11 protein-coding genes, 3 tRNA genes, 1 pseudogene and 1 riboswitch are annotated in these 15,867 nt (G+C 41.0%); of the genes and pseudogenes, 11 read left to right on the top strand and 4 right to left on the bottom strand.

Translation table 11 applies throughout. The features are described 5' to 3' along the window. The 4 genes from rep to BKK48_RS04855 all read left to right on the top strand — a co-directional run bounded on the left by rep (position 1) and on the right by BKK48_RS04855 (position 2,508). On the top strand, positions 1 to 2,013 hold the full coding sequence (gene rep, locus BKK48_RS04870; RefSeq protein WP_077427148.1) for a DNA helicase Rep: 2,013 nt from the start codon (positions 1 to 3) through the stop codon (positions 2,011 to 2,013). A gap of 174 nt (positions 2,014 to 2,187) precedes the next feature. Beyond that, a tRNA-Ser gene (locus BKK48_RS04865) sits at positions 2,188 to 2,281 on the top strand. Between the two features lie 20 nt (positions 2,282 to 2,301). Beyond that, a tRNA-Arg gene (locus tag BKK48_RS04860) sits at positions 2,302 to 2,378 on the top strand. Between the two features lie 53 nt (positions 2,379 to 2,431). Further along, a tRNA-Arg gene (locus BKK48_RS04855) sits at positions 2,432 to 2,508 on the top strand. A 59-nt stretch (positions 2,509 to 2,567) separates the two neighbouring features. On the opposite strand, the gene BKK48_RS04850 is transcribed toward BKK48_RS04855, so the two are convergent. Continuing rightward, entirely contained in the window at positions 2,568 to 3,251 is a 684-nt protein-coding gene (locus tag BKK48_RS04850) for a metallophosphoesterase family protein (RefSeq protein ID WP_077427038.1), read from the bottom strand. A gap of 1 nt (position 3,252) precedes the next feature. Further along, positions 3,253 to 4,472: pseudogene (gene nadR / locus BKK48_RS04845) on the bottom strand (multifunctional transcriptional regulator/nicotinamide-nucleotide adenylyltransferase/ribosylnicotinamide kinase NadR). Continuing rightward, positions 4,467 to 4,634, top strand: a riboswitch (FMN riboswitch). Its footprint overlaps the pseudogene before it by 6 nt. Positions 4,635 to 4,723: 89 nt before the next feature. On the opposite strand from nadR, the gene ribB reads away from it, so the two are divergent. Together ribB and BKK48_RS04835 are read left to right on the top strand one after the other, a co-directional pair. After that, the gene (gene ribB / locus BKK48_RS04840; RefSeq protein WP_077427036.1) at positions 4,724 to 5,371 is read left to right on the top strand and encodes a 3,4-dihydroxy-2-butanone-4-phosphate synthase; all 648 of its coding nucleotides are present in this window, start codon (positions 4,724 to 4,726) and stop codon (positions 5,369 to 5,371) included. Positions 5,372 to 5,445: 74 nt separating this feature from the next. Further along, positions 5,446 to 6,312, top strand: coding sequence for a hypothetical protein (locus BKK48_RS04835; RefSeq protein ID WP_077427035.1), 867 nt, complete (start codon positions 5,446 to 5,448; stop codon positions 6,310 to 6,312). Positions 6,313 to 6,420: 108 nt separating this feature from the next. Here BKK48_RS04835 and BKK48_RS10095 read toward each other — a convergent pair whose 3' ends face one another. Together BKK48_RS10095 and ilvC are read right to left on the bottom strand one after the other, a co-directional pair. Beyond that, entirely contained in the window at positions 6,421 to 8,799 is a 2,379-nt protein-coding gene (locus BKK48_RS10095; protein WP_244154859.1) for an autotransporter outer membrane beta-barrel domain-containing protein, read from the bottom strand. A gap of 71 nt (positions 8,800 to 8,870) precedes the next feature. Continuing rightward, positions 8,871 to 10,349 carry a ketol-acid reductoisomerase gene (ilvC, locus tag BKK48_RS04825; protein WP_077427034.1) on the bottom strand — a complete coding sequence of 493 codons (1,479 nt, stop codon included), beginning with the start codon at positions 10,347 to 10,349 and terminating at the stop codon, positions 8,871 to 8,873. A 348-nt stretch (positions 10,350 to 10,697) separates the two neighbouring features. Between ilvC and BKK48_RS09935 the strand changes: the two genes are divergently transcribed. From BKK48_RS09935 to BKK48_RS04805, 5 genes are all read left to right on the top strand, one after another. Next, positions 10,698 to 10,955, top strand: a complete 258-nt coding sequence (locus BKK48_RS09935) for a hypothetical protein (protein ID WP_158074351.1) — start codon at positions 10,698 to 10,700, stop codon at positions 10,953 to 10,955. Between the two features lie 90 nt (positions 10,956 to 11,045). Further along, positions 11,046 to 11,924, top strand: a complete 879-nt coding sequence (gene ilvY, locus BKK48_RS04820; RefSeq protein WP_077427033.1) for an HTH-type transcriptional activator IlvY — start codon at positions 11,046 to 11,048, stop codon at positions 11,922 to 11,924. A 33-nt stretch (positions 11,925 to 11,957) separates the two neighbouring features. Continuing rightward, complete coding sequence (gene rarD, locus BKK48_RS04815) at positions 11,958 to 12,836, top strand: EamA family transporter RarD (RefSeq protein WP_077427032.1); 879 nt, start codon at positions 11,958 to 11,960, stop codon at positions 12,834 to 12,836. Further along, positions 12,836 to 13,156: a thiosulfate sulfurtransferase GlpE gene (gene glpE, locus BKK48_RS04810; RefSeq protein WP_077427031.1), complete on the top strand. Its 321-nt coding sequence runs from the start codon at positions 12,836 to 12,838 to the stop codon at positions 13,154 to 13,156. Before rarD ends, glpE begins: the two co-directional genes overlap by 1 nt. Positions 13,157 to 13,296: 140 nt before the next feature. Beyond that, positions 13,297 to 15,810 (top strand): YadA-like family protein, encoded by a 2,514-nt coding sequence (locus tag BKK48_RS04805; protein ID WP_077427030.1) that lies wholly within the window; start codon positions 13,297 to 13,299, stop codon positions 15,808 to 15,810. The last annotated feature ends 57 nt before the right edge of the window (positions 15,811 to 15,867 follow it).

Here is a 15,867-nt window from a genome sequence, read left to right as displayed (position 1 = left end):
ATGAAACTCAATCCTCAGCAACAACACGCCGTGGACTATGTGACCGGCCCTTGTTTGGTGCTTGCTGGCGCCGGTTCCGGTAAAACCCGTGTGATAATTAATAAAATTGCGCATTTGATCGCAAACTGTGGTTATTCTCCCAAACAAATTGCCGCCGTGACGTTCACCAATAAAGCTGCCCGAGAAATGAAAGAGCGGGTGGCACATTCCATCGGAAAGGAACAATCGAAAGGGTTGACGGTGTCCACCTTTCATACCCTTGGTTTTGATATTATCAAACGGGAATATAAGTCATTGGGCTTTAAAGCCAATATGACCTTATTTGATGAGCATGATCAATTGGCTTTATTAAAAGAACTCACCGCCGATGTGCTGAAAGAAGATAAAGATCTGCTGCGTGAACTCATGTCGGTGATCTCCAACTGGAAAAACGATTTGGTTTCGCCCAAGCAAGCCTATGCCTTAGCACGGGATGCTAAATATCAAACCTTTGCCAAATGTTATGAACGCTATGCGACCCAAATCCGTGCTTACAATGCCTTGGATTTTGATGATTTGATTATGCTCCCCACTTTATTATTCAAACAAAATGAAGAAGTGCGGTCAAAATGGCAGCAAAAAATCCGCTATTTGCTGGTGGATGAATATCAAGATACCAATACCAGCCAATATGAGTTAATCAAACTATTGGTGGGCAGCCGAGCCTGTTTTACTGTGGTGGGGGATGATGACCAATCCATTTATTCCTGGCGTGGAGCAAAACCTGAAAATATGGTGCGTTTGCGTGATGATTTTCCTCATTTACAAGTGATTAAATTGGAACAAAATTACCGCTCCACTCAGCGAATTTTACACTGCGCCAACATTTTGATTGATAACAATGAACATGTGTTTGATAAAAAATTGTTTTCTAACATCGGCGAGGGTGAAAAACTGTTGGTGATTGAGGCAAAGAATGAAGAACACGAAGCCGAACGCATTGTCGCCGAGTTGATCGCTCATCGTTTTAGCCGTAAGACAAAATATAAGGATTACGCCATTTTGTATCGAGGCAATCATCAATCCCGTTTGTTGGAAAAAGTGCTGATGCAAAACCGTATTCCCTATAAAATTTCCGGTGGCACCTCTTTTTTCTCTCGAGCCGAAATCAAAGATATGATGGCCTATTTGCGTTTAGTGGTGAACCAAGATGACGATGCGGCATTTTTACGCATTGTGAATACCCCAAAACGTGAGATTGGCACGGCAACCTTGCAAAAACTGGGGGAACTTGCCCAAGAAAAGCAGGTTAGCCTGTTTGAAGCCATTTTCGAGTTTGAGCTTATTCAACGGGTTACCCCAAAAGCTTATGATGCCCTGCAAAAATTCGGTCGTTGGATGGTGGAATTAAATGATGAAGTGCAACGTTCAGAACCGGAACGTGCCGTTCGTGCCATGTTGTCTGCTATTCATTATGAAGAATATTTGTATGAATATGCCACCACGCCAAAAGCGGCAGAAATGCAAAGTAAGAATGTGGCCACACTGTTTGATTGGGTTGCGGATATGCTGAAAGGGGATGAAGTGAGCGAACCGATGAATCTCAATCAAGTGGTCGCCCGTTTAACCTTGCGTGATAGGTTGGAACGGGGGGAAGATGATGAAGAAAGCGATCAAGTTCAGCTGATGACCCTACATGCCTCAAAAGGCTTAGAATTTCCCTATGTGTATTTGATCGGGATGGAAGAAGGTATTTTGCCGCATCAAACCAGCATTGATGAAGATAATGTAGAGGAAGAACGGCGTTTGGCCTATGTGGGGATTACCCGAGCGCAAAAAGAACTGACCTTTTCCTTGTGTCGTGAACGCCGTCAATATGGTGATCTGATTCGCCCGGAGCCAAGCCGATTTCTAGCCGAATTGCCGAATGATGATGTGCTTTGGGAGCGGGATAAACCTCAGCTTAGCGCAGAACAAAAACAGCAGCAGACACAAAGCCAATTGGATCGCCTGCGTGCGATCCTAAAGGGATAGGCAGAGGGAAAACGAGGTTGAAAACTGTCAAGAAAGATGAAAATTCTTTCAAAATTTTGACCGCACTTTCTTTATGCTCATGTGAAGATAAAATATTCAAATAATCCGTCTTTTTCAAAAAAGGGTTTGACATCTTTTCAAAAAAACGTATTATACCGCCCACGCACTGATTGTGGTGAGATGGCCGAGTAGGCTGAAGGCGCTCCCCTGCTAAGGGAGTATGGGGTCAAAAACTCCATCGAGGGTTCGAATCCCTCTCTCACCGCCATTTGCGGTTTTATTTATTCTGCACCCGTAGCTCAGCTGGATAGAGTACTCGGCTACGAACCGAGCGGTCAGAGGTTCGAATCCTCTCGGGTGCGCCATTTTGAAACGACTCTATCTTCTAAATGGTTAAGAATATTTAAAACATCACTACGCACCCGTAGCTCAGCTGGATAGAGTACTCGGCTACGAACCGAGCGGTCAAAGGTTCGAATCCTTTCGGGTGCGCCATTTCCCCTTTCTTTTCGTATTCTTTTATCTCTTATAAATTTCCTTATTTTTAACCTATTTTATCGTTCTTCACGATCATCAATGGTTTTCAACAAGTAATTTCCATGGATGTCCGCCAGGCTACGAAAGCCCACATTGGTAATTTTGTAAGGATAAGCAGTGTTGTAAATCACATTGTCATGGTGATGCCCATGAAAAATATGCTTCACACCCATTTTCTCGGCAAGCGCATTAATCACTTGAAAGCCCATAGGATGAGGTTTGGGCGCTTCGTGACAAATTAAAATATCCGCCTGCTGATTTTCAAGAATTTCAATATCGGAAGGAAAGATTGAAGTGCGATGACGCAGTGGCACGCCACCACGCCAAATTTTTTCTTGTGGACTATATTGGCAATAATGAATCGGGTCAAAAAACATCGGGCGATTTGGCGGCATCCAGATTTGTCCACGGAATACCCCACCTAATCCGGCAATACGAACACCTTGAATTGTTTCGACCCGATTATGTAAATTGCGATATTTCCATTTCGATCCCCAAATCGCATCAAAGGCAGCGATGGTTTTGCTATCGTGGTTGCCGTGGATAAACCAAATATCACAATATTGCGCTAATTTTTCCAATTCATCAGGTGAAGAAAGTTGTAAGTCGCCCAAAATAATCAGGGCAACATTGTCGTTTTCTTGCACGAAAGGGTAGAGATGTTCATAGCTTCCGTGGGGATCACCTGCAAATAGTATCATTTTATTTACTCTTTAGGGTTTTGGGCCCGTTTTGTAAATTATCCAATTCTTCTTCATTTAATATTTTTTCAATCACCGATTTCACTTGATTATAACGCTCTAAATAGCTTGGTGATTCAATCTCAATGTAAGGCACTTTGTATTTATCTAACAATTTTTTAAGCAGTTGTTGGAATTGTTGACGTTGTTTTTGAGAGCCTAGGCTGCGTAATCCGTCATCCACCCACTTGGTATTATTTTTTAGCAAAATGGTGACATCAAAAGGATATTCTTTGATCATCGAATCTAAAAACGGATGCGCCTTGCCTTCATACTGAATACAAAATGCCTGTGTTGTAATAAAATCCGTATCAATAAAAGCGATTTTATGGGCATGGCGAACCGCATAATCAATATAACGTTGATGCCCTAAGGCCATTTGCGGATAGTCTGAATACTGCATCGCCTGTTCATCGCCCCCGAGTTTTTCAAACACGAACTCACGCCCATATTCCCACGCAGAGGTGGTATTAAATACCGCAGCAAGTTTATTCACCAACACACTTTTACCACTGCTTTCCCCGCCTAAAATTGCCACGGTTTTGGCAAAAAATGGACGAACTTCTTTTGGAATAAATTTCCAATATTGGAAAGGGGTTGTGCGAATTTTTGTGGCGGATACATTAAAAAAGGTACGATCAGGATCCACTAAAGCCACTTCTAAACCTAAATATTTTTCATAAGGGGCTTTATCTTGTGGTTCACTACTAAAAACCACAGAAGGCTCAAATTCTTTTTCTTTGAACAGCGTTTTTACCGCTTCACTCCACGCCTGCCAGCCGTTAGGGTAACTTGGTATACCGTCCTCAACTAAATGATGAATAAAAATCTGATTTTTTTGGTATTTGAAGATTTGTTGCATCCAACGTAAACGATCTTGCACCGTAGGCATTCGCTTCATTTTACTGTCATAAAACAGTTTTAAATCACGTTCGGTATCACTGCACACGATCACATGCAATTCATCGACTTTACTAAATGCCTCATAAATCATATTAATATGACCGGTGTGAACAGGATAGAATTTCCCAAAAATGACACCGATTTTTTTCTCTTGGACGGCTGACATGCTTTACCTGACAATCGTAATAAGGATTAAATAGCCGTATTGTAGGCGAAATGAAAATATTTTTCACGTTCTGATTTTTTACGCGCTGATTTTCGGCTATACTGAGCCTGCATTCTCAGGGCAGGGTGAAATTCCCTACCGGCGGTAAAGCCCGCGAGCACTTAAAAGTGCGGTCAATTTTTAGTGAAAATTTTGATGAAATTGGCCTTTTTAAGGTTAGCAGATTTGGTGTAATTCCAAAGCCGACAGTAAAGTCTGGATGAAAGAGAATAAAGCGGATTGGGTTCTCCAAGCCGTTCTTTTTATTTGCATTTCTCAGCCCTGATTCTGGTTAATTTTAAGTAAAGCAATAAAGGAAATTACGATGAATCAGTCTATTTTATTCCCTTTCGGTAACACTGCCGAAGAACGTGTGCTTAACGCCATTGAGGCATTTAAACATGGCAATGGTGTTTTGGTGTTGGATGATGAAAATCGAGAAAACGAAGGCGATTTAATTTTTCCGGCAGAAACCATCACTACCGAACAAATGGCAAAATTAATTCGTTATGGCAGTGGTATCGTGTGTTTGTGTATTACCGAAGAACGTTGTCAACAACTCGATTTACCGCCAATGGTGGAAAATAATAACAGCGTAAACAAAACGGCGTTTACCGTAACTATTGAAGCTGCAAAAGGGGTATCCACAGGCGTTTCCGCAGCCGATCGGGTGACCACAATTCAAGCTGCGGTGGCAGATAATGCGATACCGGCGGATTTACACCGTCCCGGTCATATTTTCCCGCTTCGTGCCGAAAATGGGGGCGTACTTGCTCGTCGTGGGCATACAGAGGCCTCTGTCGATCTTGCCCGCCTTGCGGGATTTAAACCCGCGGGTGTGATTTGTGAGATCACCAATGACGATGGTACCATGGCTCGCGCCCCTGAAATTATTGAATTTGCACAAAAATTTGGCTATGTGGTACTGACAATTGAGGATTTGGTTGAATATCGCCTTGCTCATCAGGTTTAATTAAAAAGAAAAATATCCGGATTGCAGGGGATAAGTGCCATAAGTATTGCTAAATTGACTTTATAGGAGACAACGTGAATTTATTGCTTTTAACTTTTGGACAAAAATTAGAAAACCATTACCAAGCAGTTTTTTGTATTCTGACTTTTTTAAAAGATCCCCAAATAAAACAGATCATTATTGTGACGGATTATTCGGCGTTTTATGGCTTTCTAGGCGATAAAGTCAAAATCATATCGATTGATGAAAAAACTTTAGTAGATTGGAAAGGAAAACAGGATTTCTTTTGGCGTATCAAAATCAAAGCGATGGAGTTAGTGATACATCAATATCCGGATGATCATTTACTCTATGTGGATTCAGATACGTTTTTAGCCTCAAATTTACAGTCCATTGTTCAGAAATTGGATGAGAACATTGGGCTAATGCATACTTTTGAGTATAAATTATCCGGTAAAAACCGAAGTAAAACGGTAAGAAGGATGCTTTCATCACTCAATGACAAGGTGTTTTTTGATATCCGCATTAATCAACAGAGTGAAATGTGGAATGCCGGTGTCATTGCTGTGCCAAAAGCCCATGCTAAGGCGATGATTAACCTTTCTTTAGGGCTTTGTGATGCCATTTGTGAAACCGCCTGCCCCCGCCGTTTGGTCGAGCAATTTTCCTTTTCTTTAGCACTGAACCATTTCACTCCATTACACCCCTGTGAGGAGGTGATAGGTCACTACTGGGGTAATAAGGCCGAATGGAATCAATTTATTGGCCAATTTTTTGTGGATGTCTTATTAAAACAAAAAACACTGGAGCAATGCGTAGAGGAATTAAAGGAATTTAATTGGCAGCGTTTACCGTTGGAAAGAAAATTGCCTTCTGCGAATTCAAAGATAAAGCGGTTGATTGATTGGCTGTTTCCAAACAAAGCGATGAAATATTTTTAGGGAGCTATCGCCGAGGGAGGAGCTGTCGTCATTTCTCTCACTAGTAATAAATAGGGATAAATACCTTATCAAGGCATTTATCCCTATTTTGATTAACGAAGGGAATGATTACCAGTGATATCGATAAACGGCTTGGATTCGATAAGGTTTATCGTAGCGTTTTCCATCGGCACGACTTACCTCTAAACCAAAACGATGATTGGCGACACCGGCATTCAGACCGAGAACACTTTCGATACGCCCACGGCTATCTTCTACATTCAGTGCCGCATTAGCATAATGAATTTTGCTGTTGTTATTTCGGCTGGTGATCCCATTAACTTCCGCATAAGGCTGTAAATTCCAACCACTTGCAAGGGTGAAACTTTTCGCCACACGCAATCCGACACGAGAGTAAACAGAAGAAAGGCTATCCTCATTTTCTTTACCTTGAATATGCGTCCAGCCTAATTGTGCTTGTGGCGTGATGATCCAGTTGCCATTTAATTTGAACTGTTTACCGAGTTCACTTGACAGTGTGTAGGCATGATAACGGCGTTTTTCTGTGTGATCGGAATCAGCTTTCAAGCGGCTATATTTTGCAATATTATCCACATAAATGCCGTTGTCAGCCAAATAAGTAGCGTATAAGCCCACACTGTGACTGCGTACTTTGCCCTCGCCATAATTGCCGTTGAAATCAACATTGGCTTGGCTACGGCCGACAAATCCCCCTAGACGGAAATGATCATTCACCGCCGCATCGGCACCCACTTGTAAGCTGTGAACATGTTGTTTAAAGCCGGAGGTTTGGCTGTCACCGGTGGAAAGTGCGGTCAATTTTTCACGAGAATTCACATTACGCACCCACACATTGCCTTTTTCGCCATTTTTCACTTCACCTAAACGTTTGTGGATGCCGTTGAGTTCATCTTCCACTAGCAATAATTGGGCTTGGCGGAGTGAAACTTGTGCATTGGCTTTATTGGAAAGCTGCGGATTTGGATTAACTGATGGAGGTTCAGGTTGTGCATCAGGAGTAGTTGGTAGATCCTCTGGTTGTGTATTAGTATTCGAGGAATCTTCAGGAGTGAATGAGTTCTTAGGTTCTTCGGGCTCATCTACCTTCGTTGAATTAGCAAGGAACCAATTGCTATAATCCCTTATTAAGAAATATTTATATGCACCAGCTTCCACGTACTCTTTATTTAATAAAGAGAATTTTAGATCTTTATTATCAAAGAATGAATGAACAACTTTTATTCTACCATTTGGTTGGGTTGGAATATTACCTGAATCTTGAATATCAAGTAAAAATGATCCTTCACCATGACGAACTTCAATTAGATCGGATTTTTCATTAGCTAAATCGGTACGTAAGTGAAAGATACCGCCATTACCCGTTAAGTTATTTTCAATTCTTAGGGTATTAAACTCGCCATTTTTATTATTTGAAATATAAACATGCCCATTATTCAAATTTAGGTAATTAATAGCAGAGCTATCATTTAATCTCCAACTAGAAGAGGCGTCTTTTATATTAATTCCGGTATGCTCAACCATATATTTTGGTAGAGATGTTTTACCTATATATTCGGAATTATTGCTTAAATTAATTTGAATGGTTTGTCCTGCCAAATATGTATCTGTTATATCACCAGATAGTTTTGAATTGTTGAGATTAATGGTGGTTCCGTTAATATTGTTTAAGGAACCTAATATTTTAGTTTGAACATTTGAGTTAGTAAGATTGATTTCTAGTTCTGTTTTATAAGAGGTATTGTCATTTAAAAATCTAATGGATGATAACATCTTCTCAGCTTTAAATGTCGAGTCAATAATATCTACTCTGTTTTTATTTTTACCAAATCTTATTAAGGTACTTTTTTCTGGAATATCTAAGACGATATTTTTTAAGGTAAGCTCTCCTTGTCCAACAATAAATGCCGCTATTGGTGTATTTGATTTGAATATCGTATCAGATATATCGACTTTTGCCCCTTCAGCTGAAATAAAAGTAGAATTTTCATTTTCCTCTGGGCTCTCATTTTCTAGTGTAAAAGTTGAATTTTTAATGGTTACCTTGGTGTTTTTATTAAGCTCGAGGAGATAGCGCCCAAAATATCGAGATTCGAAAGGTACGGATTTTAGTGTAAAAGTTGAATTGTTAATTGTAATGGTTGAATCGCTTGATTCAATGAGATTGGCGGAATAAGGTTTTTTTAGAATATTAAGATTAAGGTGAGAATTATCTATTTTATAATCTTGTTGTCCCTCAATAATCAGTAAATGAGCTCCTTTGAACTCATTAGTATCAGCATTTATAGTGCAATCTTGTAATGTGGTTGCTTGAGTTTTATTTGAAATATAAAGAGAATCAATACCAGAATATTTTCTTCCCATACTGATACCACAATGTTCTGCTGCTAACGTTTGATTTGCTAATCCTATGGCCAGTGCTACTAAACTCAGCTTAAAAGTGCGGTCATATTTCTTATTGTTTTTCATTTTTGGTTCTCCTCCAAATGTAAAAAAGCCGATTTAACACGAAATCGGCTTAAATTTTAGCGGTTTAATTATTAACCCGCAACAGCAATGCGTTTCATATCCGTCATATAACCACGCAATTCTTGACCGATTAATTCAACCGGGTGGTTGCGGATGGCATCGTTGACATCACGCAAGGTGATATTGTCGATTTCAACGGTTGGGGTCGGCTCACCCAAATCACCTTTTTGCAACGTTGGGATAATTTCTTTAGCAAGAATTGGGGTGGCGACGTTAGAGAATAAGTAGTTACCGTATTCTGCTGTATCAGAAATCACCACGTTCATTTCATATAAACGTTTACGCGCAATGGTGTTGGCAATTAATGGTAATTCATGAAGCGATTCATAGTAAGCGGACTCTTCATAAATGCCACTTTCCACCATCGCATCAAAGGCAAGTTCCACGCCGGCTTTTACCATAGCGATCATTAACACGCCATTATCAAAATATTCTTGTTCACTGATTTTGCCATCATATTTCGGGGCATTTTCAAAAGCGGTTTTAGCCGTAGCTTCACGCCAAGCGAAGAGATCTTTATCGCCATTTGCCCAGTCTGCCATCATGGTTTCAGAGAAGTGGCCGCTGATAATGTCATCCATATGTTTGTAATATAAGAAACCGAGTTTTTCTTTAATTTGTTCGGAAAGCTCAAAGGCACGCAATTTCGCACTGTTAGATAAGCGATCCATCATTAAGGTGATCCCACCTTGTTTTAAGGCTTCGGTGATGGTTTCCCAACCATATTGGATTAATTTTCCGGCATAGGCAGGATCTTTACCGTCAGCCACTAATTTGTCGTAGCACACGATAGAACCGGCTTGTAACATACCGCAAAGAATGGTTTGTTCACCCATTAAGTCAGATTTTACTTCTGCTACGAATGAGGATTCTAGCACGCCCGCACGATGACCACCGGTTGCTGCTGCCCAAGCTTTTGCAATAGCCATACCCTCACCTTTCGGGTCGTTTTCTGGGTGAACAGCGATTAAAGTTGGCACACCAAAACCACGTTTGTATTCTTCACGCACTTCTGTTCCTGGGCATTTTGGTGCCACCATTACCACGGTTAAATCCGGGCGAATTTGTTCACCTTGCTCAACGATGTTGAAACCATGGGAATAACCGAATGCCGCACCTTGTTTCATTAACGGCATCACATCTGCTACCACTTTTGAGTGTTGTTTATCCGGTGTAAGGTTCACTACTAAATCAGCGGTTGGGATTAATTCTTCGTAAGTGCCGACTTTGAAACCGTTTTCGGTGGCACGTTGGAATGAGGCACGTTTTTCTGTAATGGCTTCAGGGCGCAAGGCATAGCTGACATCTAAACCGGAGTCACGCATATTTAAACCTTGGTTTAACCCTTGCGCACCACAGCCCACGATGACAATTTTTTTCCCTTTTAAGAAATTTGCTTCATCGGCAAATTCTTCACGATCCATAAAGCGACAACGACCTAATTGGTCTAATTTTTGACGTAAATTCAATGTGTTGAAATAGTTAGCCATAGATTTTCCTTAATGTTGTAAGGGTGAATGATTGTATGATGTTGTGTTTGTGTTGTTTTACTTCGGCTAGGATTATAAGGTTTTTTGTGATTGCGTAAAGTGATATTATGGGAATGATTTGTTTCATTTTTTGCAATTATAACTTGGGCATCGGGTTTCGCCGATGGCGACCTACTTTCTTTTACTTGTGTAAAAGAAAGTAGGCAAAGAAAACACACCCCAGTTAAATCGCTGATCTTTGCTTGATTGTCATTTTATTAACGCTAAATTTGTAAACTCGCTTCGCTCAAACAGTACAAATTTAGCTAAAAATGCCAAGTCGCAAAGGCGATTTATATGGGGCTCGCTTTGGCAGAGCGTTATTTAAAACAACTAAATGTAAAAAACATTGCTAAATTTAACCGCACTTTATTAAATATGCACTTTGGGGTTCCCCTTCTTTTCCGCCTTTGTGGAATTGAATTTGTAGGAAATTTTCGTCTGTTTGAGCGTAGCGAGTTCAGAAAATTTCCGTTAAGCAAATTCAGTGGAACAAAGGAAACAAGGAAAAGCAGGGCGTGCTTTCTTTTTGCCTACTTTTACTTTGCACGAGCAAAGAAAAAGTAGGTCGCTCATCGAGCGAAAGGCGATTTCAAATAAATAAAGAAAGTAGGTCGCCGTCAGGCGAAATCTGACTTTGATAAAACCGGAATGATTATGGACTTTACGGATCTCAACTTATTCATAAAACTAGCGGAAACCAAAAACTTCGCCAAAACCGCTACTCAAAACCATATGTCCCCTTCCACCCTTTCACGCCAAATTCAGCGGTTGGAAGAAGAGTTGGGGAAAAGGCTTTTTATTCGTGATAACCGTCAAGTAAATCTCACCGAATATGGGGAGAAATTTCTACGGTTTGCCAAGGCGGAGTGGCAAAACTGGCAACAATTTAAACAACAGCTTAATGATGAAGCGGATGAATTGAGCGGTGAATTAAGACTTTTTTGTTCCGTTACCGCCTCTTATAGCCATTTGCCACAGATATTAAAACAATTTCGCCAACGTTACCCGAAAGTGGAAATTCAGCTTACCACCGGCGATCCGGCGCTCGCTTTGGAATTGGTGCAAAGTCAGCAAGTGGATCTTGCGCTTGCAGGGAAACCCAATAATTTACCGGCGAGCGTGGTATTTCATAAAATTGACGATATTCACCTTTCACTGATTGCGCCACGGGTTGCTTGTTTGGCAACACAATTATTGCAAGAGAAACCGATTAATTGGCAACAGATGCCTTTTATTTTTCCGGTGGAAGGCCATGCAAGGCAGCGGATTGAACAATGGTTGCGTGAAAAGCAGATTAAACACCCGAAAATTTATGCCACGGTGGCAGGGCATGAGGGGATTGTCCCCATGGTGGGGTTAGGTTTTGGACTGGCGATGTTACCTGATGCGGTGATTGATAACAGCCCGATGCGTGATCAAATTTCCCGATTAAATTTAGAACGACCCGTTGCCCCTTTTGAATTGGGGATCTGTACCCAAAAAAGGCATTTAGCCCAACCCTTAATTCGTGCGTTTTGGGCCATGTTGGAATAAAATGGTGCGGATTATTTCGATTAAGGATTTCCTATGCTAAAAGGTGTTCTCGTTTCGCTCTTCGCCTCTTTTTTATTTGGCTATATGTATTATTTTTCTACCTTGCTTAAGCCCTTAAGCGGTACGGATATCTTTGGCTATCGAATGATTTTCACCTTTCCCTTCGTGCTGTTGGCCGTTTTGATGTTCAAACAAAAAAATGCCCTGATCGAACGTTTAAAACACCTTCAAAAACGACCGCACTTTGCCCTTTCTTATCTTTTTTGTGGGGCATTAATGGGCTTTCAAATGTGGCTATTTTTATGGGCACCCAATAATGGTAGCTCGCTGAGTGTTTCCTTTGGTTATCTGTTATTGCCTATTGTGATGGTGGCGGCAGGGCGATTAATTTTTAAAGAACGGATTTCTACTTTTAAATTCATTGCCGTATTGATTGCCGCAGCTGGTGTCATTTCAAATATTATCATTAAAGGCGGATTATCTTGGGAAGCTATTGTCATTTGTGTGGGCTATACCACCTATTTTTCTATTCGAAAAGCGTTGAAAAATACCGATCTTGCCTCTTTTTGTCTTGAAATGTTCAGTTTGCTCCCGATAAGTATCTATTTTGCTCTACAAACAGATTTTGCTGTGGTGGAACAAAGTAATCCGAATATTTGGGCGTTATTACTGTTGCTTGGACTGATTAGCGGTACGGCATTAATTGCTTATGTAATCGCCAGCAATATGCTACCAATGAATTTACTTGGGTTATTGGGCTATGTGGAAACCATCATGATGGTGTTTGTTTCCTTTTTTATTGGCGAAAAAATTGATGGGGAAAGCTACCCGCTTTTTATTTGTTTAATATTGGCAATGTGCCTTGTGATGATAGACGGCGTGTATAAACAGCACGCAAAAGGAACCTTATAATGTCGTTTAAAGAAATTACTCCCCAACAAGCCTGGGAAATGGTGCAACAGGGCGCCATCCTTGCCGATGTGCGTGATGCACAGCGTTATACCTATTCACACCCCAAAGGGGCTTTTCATTTAACCAATCAAAGTTTTTTACAGTTTGAAGAATTGGTGGATTTCGACACCCCCATTATTATCAGCTGTTATCATGGCATCAGCAGCCGCAATGTCGCCACATTTTTAACAGAACAAGGTTATGAAAATGTTTATAGCATCATTGGTGGATTTGATGGCTGGATGAGAGCAGAATTGCCGATTGAAACAAGTTATCCATAAAAATCTCATTGATTAATCTTAATAATATAGTGTGATTTGAATTTATTGTTGTATTTCTTTATAATCCCAAAGCTTTTAGCCTTATATTTTTTAGGCTTAATATTTTTAAATATTAAATTAATTATAAAAAGAGTCATATTATGAATAAAACGTTTAAAGTGATTTGGAATCATGCTGCCCAAAATTGGGTGGCAGTCTCGGAATTAAACAAAGCAAAAGGTAAAACAAAGTCTTTATCTTTGGCGAAGAAAGGGCTATTCAAAGTTTCTTTAATCTCCTCTGCGTTAGCGCTTATGAATGGCCAAGCTGTGGCAATCACTGGGGCTGAAAACCAACTGGCGAATTCCGCGGTTAATTATTGTTATTACAAACATGAACACCCTAATGGGCAGGTTGTGTGTGGCGGTAGCTCTACAAGTGCTACTGGTTTAGGGGCGATTGCAATAGGTAATGGCTCAGTTGCTAATTCTACACATGGAAATGGTGTTGTTGCGATCGGTATTGATTCGAAAATTGATGGGGCTATGTCGGTTGGATTAGGTAGCGGTAATATTGTAAACGGTAGTATGTCAAATGCAGTGGGTGCTCAAAATAAAGTGAATGCCTATTATGCCAGTGCTTTGGGATTTTGGAATACTATTAACAATAGTAGACAAAAGGATGTCAGTGGCGCATTTGGGCAAGGGAACCAAATAATTAATAGTGGAAAAGCTTATGCCTTTGGCTATGACAATACAGTTGGTTCAATAAACAATGCTGCAGACAACTCTTTAGCCATTGGTAGTGGGAATCGTGTTTTTTCTAGTAATTCTGTTGCTGTAGGGAGTAATACAAAGGTCAATGCTTCCAGTGCAATTTCAGTGGGGCACAATACGGCCGTCAATGCCAGTAATTCAATTGCAATGGGAACAAATGCAGTTTCTAACACAGCGAATTCAGTTGTCATTGGTGCTAACGCAAAAGATACGACAAAGATGGGCTATAGCCAAGCTACTGCAGTAGGTTCTTTTTCTACTGCTGCGAATGACAGTGTCGCACTGGGTTCAGGGGCAAGTGCAACAGGGCATATCACCAATACTACTTTTAGTGGTTGGGCTACGGCTGTTGGTCGTTTGTCAAATGCAAGTGGACGTGGCGGTATTGCCGTTGGTAATGAAGCTGCTGCCTCAGGTATCGACTCTGCAGCTTTTGGTTCTTATGCGAAGGCGAGTGCAAATTATGCTTATTCCTTTGGCTACAGTTCAGAAGCATCAGGGTTGGAGTCTATTTCATTTGGTAACAAAGCAAAGGCAAGTGGCCCTAAAACTATTGCCTTTGGTAGTGAGTCGAAGGCTGAAATTGACTCTAGTGTGGCTCTAGGTTTTAGATCTGCAACAGATGCAACGCTTGATCCTGTTGTAGGAACAAGCAATGCCACGGTAAACGGAATCTTTTATGGTAATTTTGCTGGTGCGAACCCTTTCTCAACTGTTTCTGTCGGTAATGTTAATGAAAAACGCACCATTACCAATGTCGCCGCAGGCCGTATTTTGGCTAGCTCAACGGATGCCATTAACGGTAGCCAATTGTATTGGGTGGCGAACAACCTTGCCGATGAGATCGCAAAAGTGAAGAAAATGACTTGGAATGCCACCGCATCAGAAAACGGTGGTACTGCAACCGGTATTACTAATGCCACGGTAAGTAATGGTGATACGGTTACCTTTGAAGCAGGTAAAAATATCACCATTACCCAAGATGGCAGAAAATTCACTATTGAGGCAACCGGTTCAGGTTCTACAACAAATGTAACTGTTGATGCGGGAGAGGGGATACAGGTTAATTCCACGACGAATGGAAATAATGTCACCTATACCGTCACAGCAAAAACTGACGGTACAACCATTAAAATTGATAACAATGGTAATATCTCAGCTGTCACGACAGATCTGAATGTGGTTGGTGGTAAAGTGGAAGAACCAACGGGATCGAATGCGAGTGCATTAGTCAATGCGACAACGGTTACAAAAGCGATCAACAACTCGGGCTTTACCCTGAAAACCTCTGCCACACCAGAGGGACAAAAAGAGGCGTCTTCAACCGGTGAGGAATTGATTACACCGGGTAAAGCTGTGGAGATGGTTGCGGGTAAAAACTTAACAGTGAAACAATCGGCAAACGGCACTATTACTTATGCAACAAAAGATGATGTGAATTTCAATTCTGTCACCGTTGGCAATACGAAAATCAACAAGGATGGCGTGAGAATTACCGGTGGCCCAAGTATAACAACGAATGGGATTGATGCGGGCAATAAGAAGATCACCAATGTTGCACCGGGTGAGATTTCTGCCACTTCCAAAGATGCGGTGAATGGCTCTCAACTCTATGCTGTGGGTAATAATATCAATAACTTAAATAATAGAGTGAATAAAATTGATAAAGACCTAAGAGCCGGTATTGCAGGAGCGGCAGCCATTGCGGGCTTGCCACAGGTGCGTGGAAACGGAAAATCCATGATGGCGGTGGCAGCGAGTAATTATCGTGGTGAAAATGCGGTTGCCCTTGGTTATACCCGTGCAAGCGATAATGGAAAAGTCTTGCTGAAATTAAGTGGAAGTACCAATACCCGTGGCGATGTCGTGAGTGCTGTCGGCCTTGGTTATGAGTGGTAATCACTAAAGCCTAAGTGCTTACTCATTTTGCAGCCCCTAAATGTTGAAAGCATTTAG

Source organism: Rodentibacter heidelbergensis (genome assembly GCF_002000125.1).
GTDB lineage: Bacteria > Pseudomonadota > Gammaproteobacteria > Enterobacterales > Pasteurellaceae > Rodentibacter > Rodentibacter heidelbergensis.
This window is presented reverse-complemented; position numbering and strand designations above follow the sequence as displayed.

What these genes read in the sequence shown, in the direction of transcription:
- rep (WP_077427148.1), top strand. Translation starts at nt 1, where the DNA reads ATGAAACTCAATCCTCAGCAACAACACGCCGTGGACTATGTGACCGGC.
- BKK48_RS04850 (WP_077427038.1), bottom strand. Translation starts at nt 3,251, where the DNA reads ATGATACTATTTGCAGGTGATCCCCACGGAAGCTATGAACATCTCTAC.
- ribB (WP_077427036.1), top strand. Translation starts at nt 4,724, where the DNA reads ATGAATCAGTCTATTTTATTCCCTTTCGGTAACACTGCCGAAGAACGT.
- BKK48_RS10095 (WP_244154859.1), bottom strand. Translation starts at nt 8,799, where the DNA reads ATGAAAAACAATAAGAAATATGACCGCACTTTTAAGCTGAGTTTAGTA.
- ilvC (WP_077427034.1), bottom strand. Translation starts at nt 10,349, where the DNA reads ATGGCTAACTATTTCAACACATTGAATTTACGTCAAAAATTAGACCAA.
- ilvY (WP_077427033.1), top strand. Translation starts at nt 11,046, where the DNA reads ATGGACTTTACGGATCTCAACTTATTCATAAAACTAGCGGAAACCAAA.
- rarD (WP_077427032.1), top strand. Translation starts at nt 11,958, where the DNA reads ATGCTAAAAGGTGTTCTCGTTTCGCTCTTCGCCTCTTTTTTATTTGGC.
- glpE (WP_077427031.1), top strand. Translation starts at nt 12,836, where the DNA reads ATGTCGTTTAAAGAAATTACTCCCCAACAAGCCTGGGAAATGGTGCAA.
- BKK48_RS04805 (WP_077427030.1), top strand. Translation starts at nt 13,297, where the DNA reads ATGAATAAAACGTTTAAAGTGATTTGGAATCATGCTGCCCAAAATTGG.